Genomic DNA, 17,954 nt, shown 5'->3' with positions numbered 1-17,954 from the left:
GATGAAACGGCCCGGAACGTCGCTGCGATGGGGCATCGTAGAGATATGACTCGGGTGGCGGTGTCGGGAGCGGGTGGCGTGATCGGCGCCCGGGTGCTGCAGTGGCTGGCGCAGTCGTTCGATGTCGCTGACGCTGTTGGCCTCGTTGAAGCCGACAGTCGCTTCGATGTGGGCGGTGCCGAGGTGCTGGTGCATCTGCGGTTGACGGGGAACAACGCGGATCGGGTGCGGCGGGTGTTGGCTGCGGCGGACGGGGTCAGGCATCTGACGCTCGTGTCGAGCGCGAGCGTGTACGGGGCGTGGCCGAATCATCCGACGCCGATTTCGGAGGATCTGCCGGTGCGGCCGAACTTGGAGGCGTCGTGGGCGGTGCATCATGCCGATGCCGAGCGGATGGTGCTGGAGTGGTGTGATCAGGGCGATCGCACGGCGGCGATCCTGCGGCCGGCGCCGGTGGTGTCGAGCGGCTTGGGCGGGCCGATCGGCGAGGCGATGCTGGCTGCGGCGCCGATCCGCACCGGCAGCGACGATCCGCCGGTCCAGTTCCTGCATCTGGACGATTTGGCGTCGGCGGTCGTGCTGGCGACCCAGCGCCGGCTGTCGGGCGTGTTCAACGTGGCCCCCGATGGCTGGCTGTCGCCCGGGGAGCTGCGGGCTTTGCTGGGGGCCCGGCCCAAGATCCGGCTGCCGATGCCGCTGCCCAAGCGGCTCGACCGTTATGTGGCCCGCCGGGTGGGTCATTCCGCCCCGGAGGGCCTGCTGCCCTACACCCGCTATAGCTGGGTGGTGGCCAATGACCGGCTGCGGTCTGAGGGCTGGGAACCTCGTTACAGCAGCGCCCAGGCGTTCGTGATCGCGGATGTCGGGATGCCCTGGGATGATCTGAATGCGCGCCAGCGCCAGTACGCCACGTTGGTCGGTGCGGGGGCCGCTGTGGCGGTGGGGGGCTGGGCTGCCGCGGCTTGGCTCCGGCGCTCCTACGCTTTGCGATGATGATGTCGCGCGAGCAGGACACCTGGGTTGAGCTGACGGCTGAGGAGTTGCCGATCGGCGCCATCTACGACTGGGTGCTGGATCCCGCCGCGGGGGCGGTGGTGCTGTTCTCGGGCACGGTGCGGGATCACGCTGAGCACCGCACGGGTGTGACACAACTGGTGTATGAGGCCTATGAGTCTGAGGTGGCGCTGCGGCTTGCCGACATTGCCGCCGAGATGCGGCGGCAGTGGCCGAGCGTGCGCAAGGCGGCGCTGCTGCACCGGGTGGGCACGTTGGGCCTGACGGAGAGTTCGGTCGTGGTGGCTGCTTCGTCGCCCCACCGTGATGTGGCATTCGAAGCTGCCCGCTTCGGCATCGATACGTTGAAGGCCACGGTGCCGATCTGGAAGCAAGAGCATCATGACGCCGGGACCGACTGGGGATTGCAGTCCCAGCCGATCGCACAGGTGCCCGGCTCATGAGCCCGCTGCTGTTCTTGGCCATTGCGATCGTGGTGCCGCTGTTGGGGATGCTGGTGCTGGGCGTGGGCGCTCGCATGAAGCACAAGAAGGTGACCGACGACGAGACGGAGCCGTTCCGGCGCCGGTTGGCGTCGCTTGCGCCGGCTTCGCCGTCTGGGCGACTGTCGGGCACACCAAGACTGGCGTGGGCGATGCGACGGCTCCGGGGCTCAGGCGGCACCATCGTGGCCGAGGTCACCGCAGGCGCCGACGCTGCATCCAACGCTGCAACCAACGCTGCAACCAACGCGGCAACCAACGCTGCAGCCAACGCTGCAATCGGCGCAGCAGCCAACGCTGCAATCGGCGCTGCATCCAACGCTGCATCCAACGCTGCATCCAGCGCTGCTATCGGCGCTGCATCCAGCGCTGCTATCGGCGCTGCATCCAACGCTGCAATCGGCGCTGCATCCAACGCTGCAACCAACGCAGCGGCGCCGGTCGATGCCGCCGCAGCAGCCCGCGGGCATCGGACAAAGCCGACCACAGCCAGCATCCGGTTGATCGAGCGCGACTATTCGGTGCCGCAATTGCCACCGTTCAACGTGAGCGATCCCTGGCCCGCGGCGCCGGCAGACACCCCAAACGTGCTCGTGATCGGCAACGGACCCGACGGGCTGCAATCTGCGGCCCACGCAGCTCAGCAACCGCAGTCGACGGCACGCCGCAACGACGCCGAACACCACCGACCGCACGGTCACGCAGGCACCGATGAGGAACACAGCCGACGTCTCTCACCCGACTTGCGCCCGCCGCCCGGCTTGCGCCCGCCTCCCGGTCTGCGCTCGCCTCCCGGTCTGCGCCCGCCTCCCGGTCTGCGCCCGCCGCCCGACCTGCGCCCACCTCCCGACCTGCGCCCACCTCCCGGCGGCTCGCCGCTAGGTGCGTCTCGCAACCAGAGGCGTCGTCCTGGCGCGTGACCTCGCGATCGATCTCGGCACCGCGAACACGCTGGTGTACGAGCGGGGGCGTGGCATCGTGTTCAACGAGCCGTCGGTTATCGCGCTCAATGAGCGTTCTGGCGATGTGCTGTCAGTCGGGCGTGACGCTTGGCAGATGATCGGGCGCACGCCCAGCTACATCATCGCTGCACGGCCGTTGCGCAACGGCGCCATCACTGACTTCGACATCACCCAGCGAATGATCCGGCTCATCCTGCAGGGCGTGGGCGTGGGCCGTTTCGGCCGGACTCGTGTCGCAGTCTGTGTGCCGTCGCTCATCACGCCGGTCGAACGGCGAGCGGTGATCGAGGCCGCACGGCGGGCCGGTGCGTCCGATGTCCGGCTCATCGAGCAGCCGATCGCCGCGGCCATCGGCACCGGCTTGCCGATCCACGAGCCGACCGGTTCGCTTGTCATCGACATCGGCGGCGGCACCGCCGAGATCGCCATGGTGTCGTTGGGCGGCTTGGTGTCGCTGCGTGCGGTTCGTGTCGGGTCGTTCGACTTCGACTCTGCGTTGATGAACTACGCACGGCGTGCGCACGGCATAGCAATCGGTGAACGCACGGCCGAAGAACTGAAGATCAGTATCGGCTCGGCATGGCCGAGCGATGACAAGTTCGACGCCGAGGTGAAGGGCCGTGACCTGACGACGGGGCTGCCCCGCACCTTTGTCATCACGCCGACCGAAGTGCGCTCCGCGCTGGCTGACACGGTGGACCTCATGGTGGAAGCCGTGCTGGAGTGCTTGGGCGAGGCGCCGCCCGAACTGGCGCAGGACCTCATCCACACTGGCGCCCTGATGGTCGGCGGCGGTTCGCTACTGCGGGGTCTAGACCAGCGCATCGCGTCGGAGGCACGTGTCCCCGTGCTGCGCTCGGAGTCGCCGCTCGAGACCGTCGTGCTCGGTGCTGGCCGGGCCCTCGAGAACTTCGAGTCGCTCCACGCCTCGCACACGATCCCCGGCCGCTAGGAGTCTGGTCGGAAAAGGGGTTTCGGCTGAGCCAGCAAGCCGCTGACCTGCGGTTTTGCAACGGAAAGATGTCGAAAATGCGACTTTCCGACCACGCTCCTAGAGCGGGGCCGCCGGCTTTCTGCGGCTGCGGCGGGGCACGCTGGTTGGGTGCGCTCACCGGATCACTGTTCTTGGGATCGCTGTTCATGGGATCACTCTTTCGCGGGGGTGTGACACGGCTGGGCTTGGGGGTGGCGACGCGGCTGGGTGTGCCTGTTGCACGGCTGGGCTTGGGGGTGGTGACGCGGCTGGGTGTGCCTGTTGCACGGCTGGGCTTGGGGGTGGTGACGCGGCTGGGTGTGCCTGTTGCACGGCTGGGCTTGGGGGTGGTGACGCGGCTGGGCGTGCGCATGGCGACGCTGGCGGGGACGCTGCTTCTGGTGGCGAGCTGCCTGGTGGCGAGCTGCTCTGCGTCGCCGTCGACGGCCGGGCCGTCGATCCCGCCGCAGCCGCCTCCCGCCGACGGGTTTGACGCTGGCGTCTTCACCCTGGGCGTGCTGCTCAACCCGTCCGGCCCGTCAGCCGAGGCCGACCAGATCGTGCTCGCCGGCATGCAGGCCTATTGGGCCGGGGTCAACGCCCGTGGCGGCATCGCCGGTGTCTATGCGGTCGAGCTGTCGGTCTGGGACGGCGATATGACCGTTGCGCGCGAGGGCGGCGGGGTGGCTGTCGGGTCGGGTGGGGATGACGCTGTTGCGCGTGGGGGTGACGGGGTGGCTGTCGGGTCGGGTGGGGATGACGCTGTTGCGCGTGGGGGTGGCGGGGTGGCTGTCGGGTCGGGTGCGGGTGACGCTGTTGCGCGTGGGGGTGGCGGGGTGGCTGTCGGGTCGGGTGCGGGTGACGCTGTTGCGCGTGGGGGTGGCGGGGTGGCTGTTGGGTTGGATGGGGGCGACGCTGTTGCGCGTGAGGGCGGCGATGGCCCCATCACGCTCGAGGAGTGGGACATCGCCGCGCTGGCCTACGTGCACAGCGGGATCGACGCGGCCCGACTGGCTGCTGGCGAGCCGCTGCCTGCGGTGCCAGCCGTTGCCACGCTTGGCGGCGAGGATCTGGACTGGGTGCTCACAGCGGCAGCGCCGGTGGAGCTGACCACTGTGGCTCTGCTGGACAGGTTCGGGTCGACCGGCCCTGGTGCGACCTGGTGCGTCATAGTCGACAGCTCGCCCCTCGGCCGTCAGGTCGCATCAGTGGCCTACGCCGCAGGTGCGGCCCCTGACACAGTGCCGGCAACGCTCGACCTCGACGTGGGCGAGATCGAGGTGCTCGATCTGGATGCGTCGGTATTCGACATCGCCGACGCGGTTACCGATCGCCAATGCCGCTACGTGCTGGTCGAGACGGCAGAGTCGAGAGCGATCGATGTGCTCGATCGGCTGCCAGCGAACCTGACCGTCATACGCCGGTCCACCCTGGCTGCCGACCGCGAGCTGCCGGGACAGGTCGAGCTGCTGATCGATCCTGCGCCGCCGTGGCTGGAGGGCCGGTCTGGGGTCATGGATGCGTTCGCTGCGGACTGGTCGAGCTTCGCCGCCGATACCCAACCTGACTCGCGGGTGCGCGCCGGGTGGCTGTCACAGCTCCGGTTGCACGCCCTGCTGGAAGAGGCCGCCGCTGGCGGGGACGTGAGCCGTGAACGGCTGGTCGAACTCTCCGGACAGATCGAGCCTGTCGACCTCGATCGCAACACGTTGCCCGGGGTGCCTCGAGTCGGCATGGACATCTCCGAAACCATCGGCGGCGGTCCGCTGCGCACGCTCCGCCTGTACGGCCGCAGCGACATCGGCGCTGACGAGCTTGGACTTCGCCAAGTGCTCGTCGTCGACGTGACGAACCTCGTCGAGGAACTGCGAGACCGGCTCGGCACCTTGCGCTAGGAGTGTGCTGAGCAATTCCCGAATCGCCCTGAGAAGCCGCGCGGATAGGTGAGACTGCTTGTGGCCCATTTCGTTCACGTCATCGAGAGGCTCAGCAAAGCCACCGGTCAGGGCGTTGTCGCTGCCGGCAGCGAGTCGGGCGTTTCCGCAGGTCAGCGCCTATCCGCTGACCCTCTTATGGGCCAAGCAAGACCGCAGGTCAGAGATTTGCCGTAGGTGCCGAAACCGAATAAATCAGCAGACTCCTAGTGCCGTGTCAGCAAACGTTTGCGAGGTTGCAGGCGCTGTCTCGCCGCCTTGAGTTGGGGGTTCCCGCAATCCCGAGCGCTCCGATCGTTGCCTGCCACGGCACTAGGAGTGTGCTGAGCAATTCCCGAATCGCCCTCTTGGGCCGAGCAAGACCGCAGGTCAGAGATTTGCCGTAGGTGCCGAAACCGAATAGATCAGCAGTCTCCTAGTTGATGACTTGCTCTGTGGTGGTGCTCCTTTCGTGATGTTGCCCTGAGCGTCAGGGCTGTGATTTGGGGTGTGGGCCGGGCTTCTGGTCGGGGCCCCGGTCGCAAGCCCAGGTCAGGGGGCTCTCGGTTGTCGGGTGGGGCGTCGTGAGCCGCCGGGTCGACGCGTGGTGGTGGGGCGTCGTGAGCCGCCGGGTCGACGCGTGGTGGTGGGGCGTCGCGAGCCGTTGGGTGGAGGTGCGGTGGTGCAGCGGGCTGTGGTCCACCGATCGGGACCTCGGATGAGTCGGTAGCCGTGCTCGTGGAGGTGGTGGTGATGGGTGTGGCACAGCAGCGCGAGGTTGTCGAGGTCGGTGGGACCGCCATCGGCCCAATGGATGAGGTGGTGGGCGTCGCAGCGTGAAGGCGGTGCGTGGCAGCCGGGCCATACGCAGTGCTTGTCGCGTGCGATGAGGAGCCGCCGCAGCCGTATCGGCACGGTGCGCCGTGTTCGGCCGATGTCGGCCGGTCCGCCACGTCCGCCCAAGATGATGGGGATGATCTCGCTGTCGCATGCGAGGCGGCGCACCGTGTCGGGCGCGAGCTCGGTGCCGGCATCGGTGAGACCCGCTTGGTCGGTGTCGCCTCGCAGTGCGTCGAGACCGATGAGCACGTTGATCTGCGCTGGGGCCAGCCTCCGCATCGGTTCCCCTGGCTGGGGGTTGCTGCTGAGCGCCGACTCATCCCCGGGCTCACACTCGCCGACGGATCCCAGAGAGGGGGGAGGTGTTGTGCGCTTGGAATGCGGGTGGTCTGGGGCCGTGCGGCCAGTGCCGGACCGACTGGGCGAGACATCGCCGTTCTGTCGTGCGCGTGCTGCCAGATCGTCAATGACTTGAGCGTCGTCTTCGGTGAGGGTGATGCCAGCGAGCGCGTAGGCGAGGGTGTCGGCGTCGCGTTGGGCGGGCGTGCGCCTGTCGGTGCGGACGTGCTTGTCGGCCTGCCACAGTGCGCGGCGCAGCGGTTCGAGCACCGCTTCTACGCCGGCGCCCGTTTCAGGATCGAGCCGTGCCCACAGCCGCAGCATTCCGTTGTGGTCGCGGCCCCACCCCGCACCCCGCTCGGCACGCTGACGCAGGAACCGCTCGGTGGCCGACTCGACATTGTGCAGTGTCTCGGCCTCGCGAATGTGACGACGGCTGGAGTCGGTGTCGTGCGCCGCGGCGTAGGCGACGAGGTCGGCACGCACCGAATCGGGCACTCGGGCGTCGCACAGTGATTCGGCCTGAACCACATTGATGTCGCCTGCGGACAATGCGTCGAATACGGCGGCGTGCTCGCGGGTCTTGCTTGCAATCCGTCGCAGCCGGCGTGCTTCCCGTTCGGTCACGCCGGTGGCGTCGCGCAGTGTCAGATGCGGCGTCGCATCGGGCGCGGCGCCGGTGCTGCTCAGATCGTCGAGCGCCCCCATCACATCCACCCGGTAGCCCGCCAGCCGGTTTGTCAGGCGTTCGATGCTGCCGAGCACGTCGACCAACTCGTCACGGCACAGAGCCGCGAGCCCACGATGATCCAACCGATGCAACCCCAGCATCCCCGGCTGAGCTGCGGAGCGGCCGCCACGGGTGAGGGCTTCGGGGCCGGCCGCACAGATAGCGCCGTTGTCGGGCGTGTCGCCACCGGTGAGCCCCTCGGCGGCTGCGGCTGGGTCAGTGCCTACGACACAGTTCGCCTCAGGGGCGCCGCTCGAACCGCTTCTCGACATGTGCACCACCGTAGGACCGGGGTGTCACACGAACAAATGAAATAAATTGAAACACATGATCATTGAGCGCGAGCAGACGCTCAGCGCACCGGCACGCCCAGCAGTTCGCCGGCGACGGCCCGCACCTGGCGGTCACGATCCTCCAGCGCTGCTTGCACAGCCGCGGCGGCACGGTCATCATCGAACTGAAACAGGCCCAGCAGCGCCCGCCGACGGATCTGGGGCCGGTCGTCCATCGCAGCGAGCAGCACCTCGAGCGCCATTCCCCTCGCAGCCTCGTGTGGCGCGCCCGCGGACACCTTCGGGTCCGCTGCGGCGGCGTGGTGCGCTTCCCGCCCCGTTTCCGAGTCGGCCGCAGCATCGCAAGACTGATCTGCCCCGTCAGCCACGCCCGCGGCAATCGCGCCCAGCGCAGCGACGGCACTCTCGCGGCACAGCGGATCGTCGTGGCCGGCCGCAACCCGACACAGCTCGCCGACAGAATCGGGATCCCGGTCACGCTCGCCGAGCGCGGCCGCCACCGCCTCCACGACTGACGAATCAGGATCGCCCAGCAGTCCCACCAGCTCGACCTCAGCCGGCGCCAGCTCCGCCGCTCGGCATCGCACTGCTGCTGCCTCGTCGACCAGCGCCCGCCTGATCTGGCCTGCCCCGAGCGCACCGCAGCGAGACAGCGCACCGAGTGCTGCCGCCCGCACGCCCGCATCGTCGTCATCCAGCAGCTTCTCCGCGGCTGCCGCCTCGCCGCGATATCCCGCCACCACCGCGTCCAGCCTGCGTGCATACGCCCCGTCAGGGTGCCCGTCGTCGCAGGTCATCGCCGTGCCGTCACGCCAAGGCGTTCGTCGTCGCAGGTCATCGCCGTGCCGTCACGTCAGGGTGCCCGTCGTCGCAGGTCATCGCCGTGCCGTCACGTCAGGGTGCCCGTCGTCGCAGGTCATCGCCGTGCCGTCACGTCAGGGTGCCCGTCGTCGCAGGTCATCGCCGTGCCGTCCCGTCAGGGTGCCCGTCGTCGCAGGTCATCGCCGTGCCGTCACGTCAGGGTGCCCGTCGTCGCAGGTCATCGCCGTGCCGTCACGCCAAGGCGTTCGTCGTCGCAGGTCATCGCCGTGCCGTCCCGTCAGGGTGCCCGTCACCGCGCTCCATTTCAGCAGCGCCTGAGCCACCGGCAGCAGCCTCACTGTCCCCGCAACCGCTCACCCGATGAGCGATTCGAGCACCAGTGCCCCCACCGCGGCGCCGACCACCACCAGTGCCACCAGCGCCACCACGCAGATCGCGGTGAACGCCCCCAACCCGATCACCGCAACCAGCTTGCGCCAGATCGCGGTCGGCTTGTACGGCCAGCGCCCCGACTCCATGCATCCAATATGGCGCATCGGCGACCCGACCGCGCGTGCCCCGGGCGGGGCGATGTTAGGTGGTGTGCCTTTGTGGCTGGTGTGTTCGACGGTGTGACCGCGCGGGGAGGCGGTGGGGCGCATGGCACGCTGTGCGCCTGTGACCGACGCGTCCGGCCGTCCGCCGCCAGATGACCCCGACGACCGTCCTGCCGAGGACGAGGCTGATCTCGGCTGGCGCGCCCTCGCAGGATCGCTCGACGACCTCGGCTTCACCCCGCGAGCAGTCAGGGAAGCCGTCGCCGGCCGTACCGGTGCAGTCCCCACTGATACCGGCCCGACCGGCCCCGCCGCTGCCGATCTCACCGCCGACCCTGCCGCCGATCCCGCCGCCGGCCCGACCGACCCCGACCCCGCCGATCCCGCCGCCGGCCCTGCCGCCGATCCCGCCGTCGGCCATGCCGCGGATCCCGCCGACCCTGCCGCCGATCCCGACCCCGCCGACCCCGACGACCCGTACGCCGATCCCGACGTCACCGCATCAGGCCACCCGCGCGCCCGGCAGTTCTCGCGCGGCTCCATCGGTCTCATCATCACCATGCTCGCCCTAAGCATCCTCATCGGCGGCGGCTTCAGCTACCAGCTCTACGACAAAGCAGTCATCGCCCCGGGCGGCACGGCCGACATCGAGGACTTCGTCGATATCGCGGACCACCCCGCCTACGCCTCCGAGGCCTCCATCTCCCTCGTCAGCGTCCGCACCAGCTTCGCCCCGTCGCTGTTCGAGGTGATCGGCGGCTGGCTCGACGGAGCCCTCGAAGTCGTCGACCTCGAAGACATTCTCGGCGAGCGCACGGTCGCCGAGAACCGTGAGGCCGGGCGCCTCCAAATGGACCAGTCCACCCAGATCGCCGTGGCCGTCGCACTCGAGCACCTGGGCTACGAGATCATGTCGCCGATCGGTGCCCGCATCGAGCGGATCGTGGTCGATGCCCCCGCCCACGAAGCCCTCCACATCGGCGACATCGTCCAACGGGTCGACGGCACCGCCATCACCACGGCCAAGCAGCTTTCCGACACCATCAAGGCCAACGAGCCGGGCGCCGAAACCACGCTCACCGCCCTCGACCCCGACGGTCAGCTCCGCGACGTCACCGTCACCCTGGCCGACCGTGACGGCGTCGCCCTGCTCGGCGTCCTCGTCACTACGCACGTCGAGTTCGAAGAGCTCCCCATCGACGTGACCCTTAACATCGAGAACATCGGCGGCCCCTCCGCAGGCCTGGCGTTCACGCTGTCGGTCATTGACGCCCTCACGCCCGAACCCCTCACCGGCAATCTGGACATCGCCGCCACCGGCACCATCCACCACGACGGAACCGTCGGGCCTATCGGCGGCGTCCCCCAGAAGTCGCACGCCGTCGTCCGAGCCGGCACCGACCTGTTCTTGGTGCCCGCATCGCAGGTGGAACAAGCCGTCGCCGTCGCCGAGCCGTCCGTCAGCGTCGTCGGTGTCGAAACTCTCGAAGAGGCACTCGCGGCTATCGAGGCGCACCAGTCCTGACCGGGCAGGACCACGACGGAACGGCGCCCCGACGGGCAGCAACACGCCGGGAGATTGCCCCCGCGAAGTCCGGAACTCAGGGTCCATTCGATGCGCAGAGCCCTGCTGGCAGCGGTGGTTCCGTCATGGACCACCGCCAAGGGCGCCAGCGGTAGGCTCCCGCTGGCTGCATCTCCGGTCGCGCTGTTCAGATGGGGACTCTGCCCAGATGAGGACTCTTCGACTCGGCTCATCATGACGACAGATTCCGAAGATTCCGACGCGCAACAGCCTCCGGACGACGCACCGCCCTCGGCCGAGCCGCCCTCGGCTGAACGACCGCCCTCGGCCGAGCGACCGCCCTCGGCCGACCTGGCCACTGCCGCCCAACCGGCGGACCCCGTCGGCCCAGAACAGCCTGGCGATCAGCAGGCACCGCGCCGCGCCCGGTTCGCGTCCGTCGACACATTCCGGGGGCTGCTCCTCATCGGCATGGTCTTCACGCCCAGCACCGCTGTCGGCGACCACTTCGCCTTTCTGCGCCATGCCGAATGGAACGGCATCACGATGAACGACTGGATCTTCCCAGCGTTCCTAGTCACCAGCGGCCTGAGCCTGTCGTTCCTGCTGCGCAACCCGTCCAAGCAGGCCACCTACCGACGCCTGATCCGCCGGCTCATCCTGCTCGTTGTCCTCGGCATCGCCTACAACGCGTACGGCACGTCCTGGTTCGACATCTCCGAGTTGCGCTTCACCGGTGTGCTGCAGATGATCGGCATCGCCGGAGCGGTCGGCGCCGCCGTCGTCCTCGCGAGCCGGGCGATGTTCGGCGCAGACAAGATGTGGCTGCTCATCGCGGTGGCGACCGTCGGCCTCGTCTTGTACGGCCTCGGCCTCGAATTCATCTCCTGCGACCCGATCGGCCGTTGCAGCCCCTATCTCAGCCTCGACACAGCCGTCCTGACCGACAGCCACGTGTACCGGGCCGGCGGGGCCGGCTGGGACCCCGAAGGACTGGTCCTGTCGATCGCGTCGTCAGCGTTCGTGCTCTACGGCTATTCGGCCGGCATGATCATCCGCCGCATCGGCCAGTCCGACCCCAAAGGCACCGTGCTCAGAATCGGCAGCCTCGCCGGCGGTTGTCTGATCGCCGGGCTCGTCGCATCTGCGTGGATGCTGCCCAACAAGCGCCTGCTGACCCCGTCGTTCGCCTTGCTGGTGTCGGGATCAGCCCTCGTGGTCGTCTGCGGGATCTTCCTGCTGATCGACGCCAACAGCGGTGGCGCCGCCGCAGCAGACAAGGCTCGCCGTGCCATCACGTGGCCGATCATCGCGTTCGGCCGCAACGCCATCATCGTGTACCTGTTCGAACGGGTCCTGCTCCACGCCGGCAAGTCCATCAAGATCGGCGACCGCTCGATCGAGACCCGGCTGATGGAGGACATCTTGCCGGTCGGGGCGCCGGCGGTCCATGAGGCCTACGCCGCTGTCATCGCGTGCGTCCTCCTGCTCGTGGTGGGAACCCTGCACAGCAACCGGAAGTACCTGGCCCTGTAGCCGGTCCCGACCAGGCGGCGGCTATTTGAACCGGACCCAGAAGGTCTGGTGACGGTGGAAGTCGGTGGCCTGACCGTCGTAGTCGCCGCGGTAGTAGCCAGGGTCCCCGTCGAGCAGCCAGCCGTAGTGGACGGTGTGTGCGCCGAGCCGCATCGCCCCTGACGTCTTGAACGCTTCGTCGAAGCGCGCAAGCGACACCTCTTCACGCCGGGTCACGTCGGGGTCGGTCCCGCACGTCGCGACCGCTTGGTACCCGACCTCGAAGTCGGTGTGCCACAGCGCTTCGTGGACAGCGCCGTGATCGGGGTGGGCATAGTCGGAACAATCGGGATAGCTGCCGTTATCACCACCGCTCGGGCCGCCGTCCGGGCCACTGTTCGCACCGCCCTCCGGGCCGCCGTTCCAGTAGCTCGCGCCGATCAGGTTGTGATTGGGCAGGGTGTCGTTGATGCCCAACACCGCCCTGTGGTCTCGGACGGTGGTGATGGCCCACACGACCTCCTCGGTGGTGACATCCCCGTCGCCGAGGTTGAACCACACCACTGCGGCGGTCGGCGAGGTCCAAACCTCGGCCCCGAGATCGGCAACACAGTCCCCGACGTCGTAGCGGCACACCTCTGTCCCCAGCGCGTCGAACGGACCCTTCACGCCCCCATAGGTGAACGAAGCCGGAAGCGCATTGTCGGTGAGCGCCATCGCCTCCATGAAGTCGAAGAACGAGTTCATGCGAGCCTGTTCGCACGTCGGCGTCCATTTGCCTTCGGGCCACGGAACCGGCGCTGCCTCCCCGGTGTCCTCGTCGTACCCCGGCGAGCCGCAGTAGTAGGACTGCTCGCCTCGGGTCAGCATGATGAAGACCTTGTAATTGCCGGTCGAGTCCTCGATGAGCGACCACGCTTGGGTCTCGTCATCGGGGTGGGGCACCACGATGTAGCTCATCTTGTTCGGCCCGTCGGCGCTCCCGACCGGTGAACTGGCCATCGCCACCGCCACGACTCCCACGGCGAGCGCCGCTATGACTGCTGCTGGCAATCGCTTCATCGGGGCTCCCAGCCTGACCTGCCCACGGGGCATCTCTACGCTAGATGCGGCATTGTGCGGATATGAACTCGCTGATGGGGACCATACGCCGCCGCAGTCGCTGGGTTCCCAGTGTGGTTGTGGTGCTTCCGCTCGCAGGGCTCGCATTCGTGGCCGACGAGCGCCGCAGCGTGTACCTGAGGGCGCTCACCAACGACGCAAACCCGTTCAAGGCGGCGATGGATGCCGCCCGCGGCACCGACAACTTCTTCTTCGGGGGGAACTTCCGGCCGATCGGGCGATTCTGGGAGATGCTCGTTCACGGCTTCGTCTTCGAAGCGGGGGAGGCCACCGCGGTGGCGCCCCACATCGTCCTGGGTGCGGTCCGCATCACGTTGGTTGCCCTGGTGGCGCTCGGTGCAACGGCGATGGTCCGGGCGCTGGCTCGATCCGCTGGCGTGCGGCCCGACATCACGCTGGTGGGGCTGTACCCGCTGGCACTCGGTGCGGTGCTGGTGGCGAACGGCACTTCGGGTGCACTCGCTCAGTTCCCGCACACACTGATCGGGTCGGTGGCGTTGATCTTCGGCGTCGCTGTGACGATCAGCCGCGACCGCGACATGCAGCCGCGACGGCTGCGTTGGCACTCCTGTGCCGCCATGGCTGCGACGGGTGTGCTGGCAGCCACGTTCTACGACTTGGCCTATCTCACGCCGATCGTCGCGGCGGTGTTCCTGGCGGCACGGTGCTTCGCTGCCGGAACGGCCCCCCGCCAAGCCCTGTCGCTGGCGGCGACCAAGCGGTGGGTTGCTCATGCGGCGGGGTTCGCGGCCGTGTTCGTTCCCGTCCGTGTGGCGATTGCTGTGCAGTGCTCGGATGGGGGCTGCTACCAGGGCTCCGATCTCAGCCTGTCCTTCGACGCTGTTACTACGGCGTTGCCGCGACTGCTGACCGGTTTTCCCGCTGTCGGCTGGGACTTCAACGCCGATCTCGCCAGCGCCGCGGGGGTGGATCTGGGCTTCGCTGGCCTCGCCGCCAACGCCTTCATGGCGCTGTTGGTGGTCGGAATCGTGGTACTGGCGGCAACGGCAGCAGCGCCAAGGGCCGCAAGGCGACATCCCGCCCCGGGCACGTCAGCCACGTCAGGCACGTCAGGCACGTCGCACACCTCGCACAACTCGCACACCAGTACGGCAATGGCAGCGGCGCCACCCGGCGGGGTAGCAACAGACGAGGTAGCACCCGGCGGGGTAGCAACGGACGAGGTAGCACCCGGCGGGGTAGCAACGGACGAGGTAGCACCCGGCGGGGTAGCAACGGACGAGGTAGCACCCGGCGGGGTAGCAACGGACGAGGTAGCACCCGGCGGGGTAGCAACGGACGAGGTAGCAACAGACGGGGTAGCAACAGATGAGAGACCACGGAGCCCCGGACGGCTCGCTGGTGCGTTGCTCGTGTTGGGCGGTTCGATGGCGGTGCTGTCAGCGTCGGTCGCCGGTCTGTCAGCGTGGGCGCAGCAGCGCCAGCCGCCGATCGGTCAGGCGTGGCGGGAAACGCTGCTCACGCAGGTCGCATGGTCGCTGGTGATTGCGGCCGCCCTCGCCGCGCTCGACCTCGCACGGCGAGCCGCCGCCGCGGCCCCGGACTTGGGTGCTGTCGCGGCCCCAGACTTGGGTGCTGTCGCGGCCCCGGACTTGGGCGCTGTCGCGGCCCCGGATCTGCAGGCCGCCACCCACCCGATCCTGCGCGGCGCCGTTACGGCTGTCTTGGCTCTGGCGATGTCGCTGACGCTGCTCGCAAACTGGCGCTTCGCCGAAGTCAACCGCCGAGACCCCGCCGGTGTCGTCACCAGTCTTGTTGCGCTCAGCGCTGTCAACATCGACGACACGCCCAACGGCAATGCCGTGCGTTGCGCGCTCATCGAGACCTACACCGAGGCAACCGCAGACCAGCCAGCGTGGACCGCCGGACAGGCAGTGGGCGACAACCTCAACGACCTGACCCTGCGGACTCTCGGCATCCCCTACTGCGATCCCGACCGCCCCCTGCCGTGAGCCCAGCAGCCCGACTCGCGCGAGAGTGCGAACCTCCCGGGCTCTCGATTGCCGTAGTGCGCCTTGAGATGCAGGCCGCGAGATCTGCTCTGCGGAAGCCGACGACACGGTCAGCTTCGTTGGCCAGCGTAGGCGAGTAGCTCCGGGAAAGGGCCCGTCCGACGCTCTCTTCTAAAGCGGCGAGTGGGAAGCGCCGGTCTCGGTCGCGATCCTCCACGCACCGGCACGGAACCGCGTGTCCAGGGAGTTGCGTGTCCAGGGAACTGCGTGTCGAGCCTTCTTCGGGTCTGCGGCACAGCTCTCCTTTAGAGGGAGCGTCAATAGGCGCTGACCTGCGCAAACGCTCAATGCCCCCGCCGTCGGTACGGCGCGGCGACCTGCAGCTTTGCTGGGCTTTCTCATGGCTTGAGCGAAATTGGCCGAAAACCGCTTCGCCTATTGGCGCGGTCTCTTGGTCTCGGGGCATGCCCCCTGCACTTCGGGGGAGGCCCCGGGGAGAGGTGGGGTTGCCCCCAGGCGATTCAGGTGGGGGGTGCTCGGGGTGCGGTCTGGGTGTTGGTGCTGTTCGACGAAGCGCCCGAGGCGGGCTTCGGCTGGCCTGATGGTGCTGGGGGTGCGGTCTGGGTGCTGGTGCTGTTCGGTGTCTCGTTTGGCAACCGCGGCGGCGGCGTGGGACGCGTCCTCGGCGGCATGCTGGTGCTGTTCGGTGGCTGGTCTGTCGGCTCGGTTGGCGGTTGGAGGCCGTAGCGGCTGTTCTCGGTGTCCCATTGGGCGGTGAAGCCTTGTTGGTGAATCTTGACGTTGTGACAATCGACGCAGACGGTGACGAGATTTTCATAGTCGGTGGGTCCGCCGTGTTGCCAGTGGTCGATGTGGTGGTGCTGGCATCGCTCAGGAGCGATGCCGCAGCCGACACAGCCTTTGTCGCGCAACGCCAGCGCGGCGCGTTGGAGGTCGGTGGCGGTGCGGCGGCTGCGTCCCATCCGCAGATCGCCGGTAGCGGCTTCGAATATCGCGGGCAGCACCTCGGCGTCGACGGCGATCTGAGCGATCTCGCTGATCGGAATCGGGGTGCCGTCGGCGAGACGGCCGCCGGTGAGCTGGTGGTTGACCGTGTCGTAGTCGGCGACGACGATCAGCGACGCGCCCGCGGGGCGTTTGGCGTCGGGATCGCAGATGAGCTCGGTGACGGCGTCGGCCATCCGCTGGGCCGGTGTGCGCCGTGCTGCGGGGTCTTCGTTTCGGAACAGGCGCCGCTCAGTCGCCGCGATCACGGTGCCCAGCCGGGCGCCCATAACGGGGTCGACGCAGAGGCTCAGCACGGTCATGGCGTCGCTGGCGCGGGTGAACAGCTTGGCGGCACGCGCCTTGCGCTGCCGTTCCAGCACCGACTCGCCGTCGTCGCGGTTCACGTCGGCCACATGACGCGCAACGGTGCGACGGAACTCGTCATAGCCCTCACAGCCTGCCCGTTCGGCCAGGTACTCGTCGTCGATCGCAGCGTCGCCCGCGGCACGGGCGATCAGCTGCGCGTGACCCACCGGCACAGTGCCCGCCGAGAGCCCTTGGCGGGTCGCGTCCAGCTCGGCGAGCCGTACCGCGTCGCGGACTTCGCCGCGTGCCCTGCGGCCCGAGACCGACATCACATCAGCAGCGGCATGCGCAGCCGCGCCGTCGCCGCTGCGGCGAGCGATCTCGCCCAGCGCGTCCGCTTTCATCGCCGCCAGCCCGGACTCGGCCCGGGCGATCTCGCCCAGCCGTGCCTGCAAGCCCTGCCCGCACAGCCCGGCGACATCCACCGCATCCACACGTACCCCACCCGATGCCAACACGCCGGCCGACCCGCCGTTCGCAGCCCCCAAAACGCCGTCGCTGTTCATAAGAACAATCGTACGTGGGGGGTGTGACAGGCTCGTTGGCGTTACAGCCGTATCTGTCACCGCGTCACTCGGTGCGACAGGGCTGCCGCTGTCGCCGTCGCTTCTCATGAGAACAACCGTATGTGAGAGGTGTGACACCGTCGTCGGCGTCGCAGCCGCATCCGCCGCCGCAGCACTCAGGGCGATCGGGGTGCCGTAGTCGCCGTCGCCGTCGCTGTTCATGGGAAGCACCGTATGTGGGGGGTGTGACAGTCATGATGTTGGGGTCAGCAGTTCGGGCCTGGGTCTGGCTCTGGATGTGACGGGCCGGTGTGCCTCGGCAGGCTCTGTCGGTCTGGTGCTCGGGCTGCTGGCGCGCACCGACCGACCGGTCGGTCGGACGTGACCTCTTAGGAGCCTTGGGAGACCACCTTGACTGTCCTGTCCGCCGCCCGGCCGATGGTGCCTGATGTGTTGCGTCTGACTTCTCGCTGTGCCGGGTCGAGCACACCGGAAGGCTCTATGTGTTGCGTCTGACTTCTCGCTGTGCCGGGTCGAGCACACCGAAGGCTCTATGTGTTGCGTCTGACTTCTCGCTGTGCCGGGTCGAGCACGCCGAAGGCTTTGGCCTGCGCCCGCCGTCGACGGGCCCGCTCAGCCGACGCGGCCGTCTTTGCGCCATTCGGCGCACTGAGCTGCCAGCTGCTCTCGGAGCGCTTTCGCCTGCGACACACTCATGTCCCCCAACACGAGCGCTCCGGGCACCGACCCGAGCCGGCCGAATCCCTCCAACTGCACTCCGTCACCCTCGGGGAACACCGACGGCCCTTCCGCGGGCCTCACCCGGTCCCACACCGAGTCGAGCCGCGGGTCGCCGAGCGCTTCACAAGCAGCGAGCGCCGCCGACCGGGAGAGGCTGACCCCGAGACCGTCAGCGCCGCGGTTCACCGCACCTGGCCCGAAACCACGGAACGAGACAAAGATCGTGTCGCTGTCGGCGTCGTGGTCGACGACCGCTCGTGCATCCGGACTGCTCACCTGATCCTCCGCTCACCC

At 68.4% G+C, this 17,954-nt stretch carries 15 protein-coding genes; 8 read left to right on the top strand and 7 right to left on the bottom strand.

The features are described 5' to 3' along the window. Positions 1-45 precede the first annotated feature (45 nt). The 5 genes from ACOOF5_RS05450 (at position 46) to ACOOF5_RS05430 (ending at position 5,326) form a co-directional block, all read left to right on the top strand. The gene (locus tag ACOOF5_RS05450; RefSeq protein WP_420437392.1) at positions 46-993 is read left to right on the top strand and encodes an NAD-dependent epimerase/dehydratase family protein; all 948 of its coding nucleotides are present in this window, start codon (positions 46-48) and stop codon (positions 991-993) included. Next, positions 993-1,457: a molybdenum cofactor biosynthesis protein MoaE gene (locus ACOOF5_RS05445; RefSeq protein ID WP_420437390.1), complete on the top strand. Its 465-nt coding sequence runs from the start codon at positions 993-995 to the stop codon at positions 1,455-1,457. Before ACOOF5_RS05450 ends, ACOOF5_RS05445 begins: the two co-directional genes overlap by 1 nt. Next, positions 1,454-2,416 carry a hypothetical protein gene (locus tag ACOOF5_RS05440; RefSeq protein ID WP_420437388.1) on the top strand — a complete coding sequence of 321 codons (963 nt, stop codon included), beginning with the start codon at positions 1,454-1,456 and terminating at the stop codon, positions 2,414-2,416. Before ACOOF5_RS05445 ends, ACOOF5_RS05440 begins: the two co-directional genes overlap by 4 nt. Further along, positions 2,379-3,410: a rod shape-determining protein gene (locus tag ACOOF5_RS05435; RefSeq protein ID WP_420437386.1), complete on the top strand. Its 1,032-nt coding sequence runs from the start codon at positions 2,379-2,381 to the stop codon at positions 3,408-3,410. The genes ACOOF5_RS05440 and ACOOF5_RS05435 overlap by 38 nt, the downstream gene beginning before the upstream one ends. A gap of 77 nt (positions 3,411-3,487) precedes the next feature. Further along, positions 3,488-5,326, top strand: coding sequence for a hypothetical protein (locus ACOOF5_RS05430; RefSeq protein ID WP_420437384.1), 1,839 nt, complete (start codon positions 3,488-3,490; stop codon positions 5,324-5,326). Positions 5,327-5,896: 570 nt separating this feature from the next. On the opposite strand, the gene ACOOF5_RS05425 is transcribed toward ACOOF5_RS05430, so the two are convergent. The 4 genes from ACOOF5_RS05425 to ACOOF5_RS05410 form a co-directional block, all read right to left on the bottom strand. Beyond that, positions 5,897-7,525, bottom strand: a complete 1,629-nt coding sequence (locus ACOOF5_RS05425; protein WP_420437382.1) for a DUF222 domain-containing protein — start codon at positions 7,523-7,525, stop codon at positions 5,897-5,899. A gap of 80 nt (positions 7,526-7,605) precedes the next feature. Next, positions 7,606-8,343 (bottom strand): HEAT repeat domain-containing protein, encoded by a 738-nt coding sequence (locus ACOOF5_RS05420; RefSeq protein ID WP_420437380.1) that lies wholly within the window; start codon positions 8,341-8,343, stop codon positions 7,606-7,608. Between the two features lie 201 nt (positions 8,344-8,544). Further along, entirely contained in the window at positions 8,545-8,691 is a 147-nt protein-coding gene (locus ACOOF5_RS05415; RefSeq protein WP_420437378.1) for a hypothetical protein, read from the bottom strand. A 30-nt stretch (positions 8,692-8,721) separates the two neighbouring features. Further along, on the bottom strand, positions 8,722-8,886 hold the full coding sequence (locus ACOOF5_RS05410; RefSeq protein ID WP_420437376.1) for a hypothetical protein: 165 nt from the start codon (positions 8,884-8,886) through the stop codon (positions 8,722-8,724). A gap of 139 nt (positions 8,887-9,025) precedes the next feature. Here ACOOF5_RS05410 and ACOOF5_RS05405 point away from each other — a divergent pair, with 139 nt between their 5' ends. After that, positions 9,026-10,429, top strand: a complete 1,404-nt coding sequence (locus tag ACOOF5_RS05405; protein ID WP_420437374.1) for a PDZ domain-containing protein — start codon at positions 9,026-9,028, stop codon at positions 10,427-10,429. Between the two features lie 234 nt (positions 10,430-10,663). Then, a complete protein-coding gene (locus ACOOF5_RS05400) occupies positions 10,664-11,965 on the top strand; it encodes an acyltransferase family protein (protein WP_420437372.1) in 1,302 nt (433 codons plus the stop codon). A 21-nt stretch (positions 11,966-11,986) separates the two neighbouring features. Here ACOOF5_RS05400 and ACOOF5_RS05395 read toward each other — a convergent pair whose 3' ends face one another. Further along, positions 11,987-13,006: a hypothetical protein gene (locus ACOOF5_RS05395; RefSeq protein ID WP_420437370.1), complete on the bottom strand. Its 1,020-nt coding sequence runs from the start codon at positions 13,004-13,006 to the stop codon at positions 11,987-11,989. A gap of 113 nt (positions 13,007-13,119) precedes the next feature. Here ACOOF5_RS05395 and ACOOF5_RS05390 point away from each other — a divergent pair, with 113 nt between their 5' ends. Beyond that, the gene (locus ACOOF5_RS05390) at positions 13,120-15,039 is read left to right on the top strand and encodes a hypothetical protein (RefSeq protein WP_420437368.1); all 1,920 of its coding nucleotides are present in this window, start codon (positions 13,120-13,122) and stop codon (positions 15,037-15,039) included. A gap of 521 nt (positions 15,040-15,560) precedes the next feature. Here ACOOF5_RS05390 and ACOOF5_RS05385 read toward each other — a convergent pair. Together ACOOF5_RS05385 and ACOOF5_RS05380 are read right to left on the bottom strand one after the other, a co-directional pair. Next, the gene (locus ACOOF5_RS05385; protein WP_420437366.1) at positions 15,561-16,919 is read right to left on the bottom strand and encodes an HNH endonuclease; all 1,359 of its coding nucleotides are present in this window, start codon (positions 16,917-16,919) and stop codon (positions 15,561-15,563) included. A gap of 633 nt (positions 16,920-17,552) precedes the next feature. Then, positions 17,553-17,936 (bottom strand): hypothetical protein, encoded by a 384-nt coding sequence (locus ACOOF5_RS05380; RefSeq protein ID WP_420437364.1) that lies wholly within the window; start codon positions 17,934-17,936, stop codon positions 17,553-17,555. Between the last annotated feature and the right edge of the window lie 18 nt (positions 17,937-17,954).

Origin of the sequence: Candidatus Poriferisodalis sp., from assembly GCF_965214215.1 — a bacterium.
Classification (GTDB): Bacteria; Actinomycetota; Acidimicrobiia; order Acidimicrobiales; family Poriferisodalaceae; genus Poriferisodalis.
Note: the sequence above shows the minus strand (reverse complement) of the source record. Positions and strands in the feature narration are given on the sequence as shown.

What these genes read in the sequence shown, in the direction of transcription:
- ACOOF5_RS05450 (WP_420437392.1), top strand. Translation starts at nt 46, where the DNA reads ATGACTCGGGTGGCGGTGTCGGGAGCGGGTGGCGTGATCGGCGCCCGG.
- ACOOF5_RS05445 (WP_420437390.1), top strand. Translation starts at nt 993, where the DNA reads ATGATGTCGCGCGAGCAGGACACCTGGGTTGAGCTGACGGCTGAGGAG.
- ACOOF5_RS05440 (WP_420437388.1), top strand. Translation starts at nt 1,454, where the DNA reads ATGAGCCCGCTGCTGTTCTTGGCCATTGCGATCGTGGTGCCGCTGTTG.
- ACOOF5_RS05430 (WP_420437384.1), top strand. Translation starts at nt 3,488, where the DNA reads ATGCGACTTTCCGACCACGCTCCTAGAGCGGGGCCGCCGGCTTTCTGC.
- ACOOF5_RS05425 (WP_420437382.1), bottom strand. Translation starts at nt 7,525, where the DNA reads ATGTCGAGAAGCGGTTCGAGCGGCGCCCCTGAGGCGAACTGTGTCGTA.
- ACOOF5_RS05420 (WP_420437380.1), bottom strand. Translation starts at nt 8,343, where the DNA reads ATGACCTGCGACGACGGGCACCCTGACGGGGCGTATGCACGCAGGCTG.
- ACOOF5_RS05410 (WP_420437376.1), bottom strand. Translation starts at nt 8,886, where the DNA reads ATGGAGTCGGGGCGCTGGCCGTACAAGCCGACCGCGATCTGGCGCAAG.
- ACOOF5_RS05400 (WP_420437372.1), top strand. Translation starts at nt 10,664, where the DNA reads ATGACGACAGATTCCGAAGATTCCGACGCGCAACAGCCTCCGGACGAC.
- ACOOF5_RS05395 (WP_420437370.1), bottom strand. Translation starts at nt 13,006, where the DNA reads ATGAAGCGATTGCCAGCAGCAGTCATAGCGGCGCTCGCCGTGGGAGTC.
- ACOOF5_RS05385 (WP_420437366.1), bottom strand. Translation starts at nt 16,919, where the DNA reads ATGAACAGCGACGGCGTTTTGGGGGCTGCGAACGGCGGGTCGGCCGGC.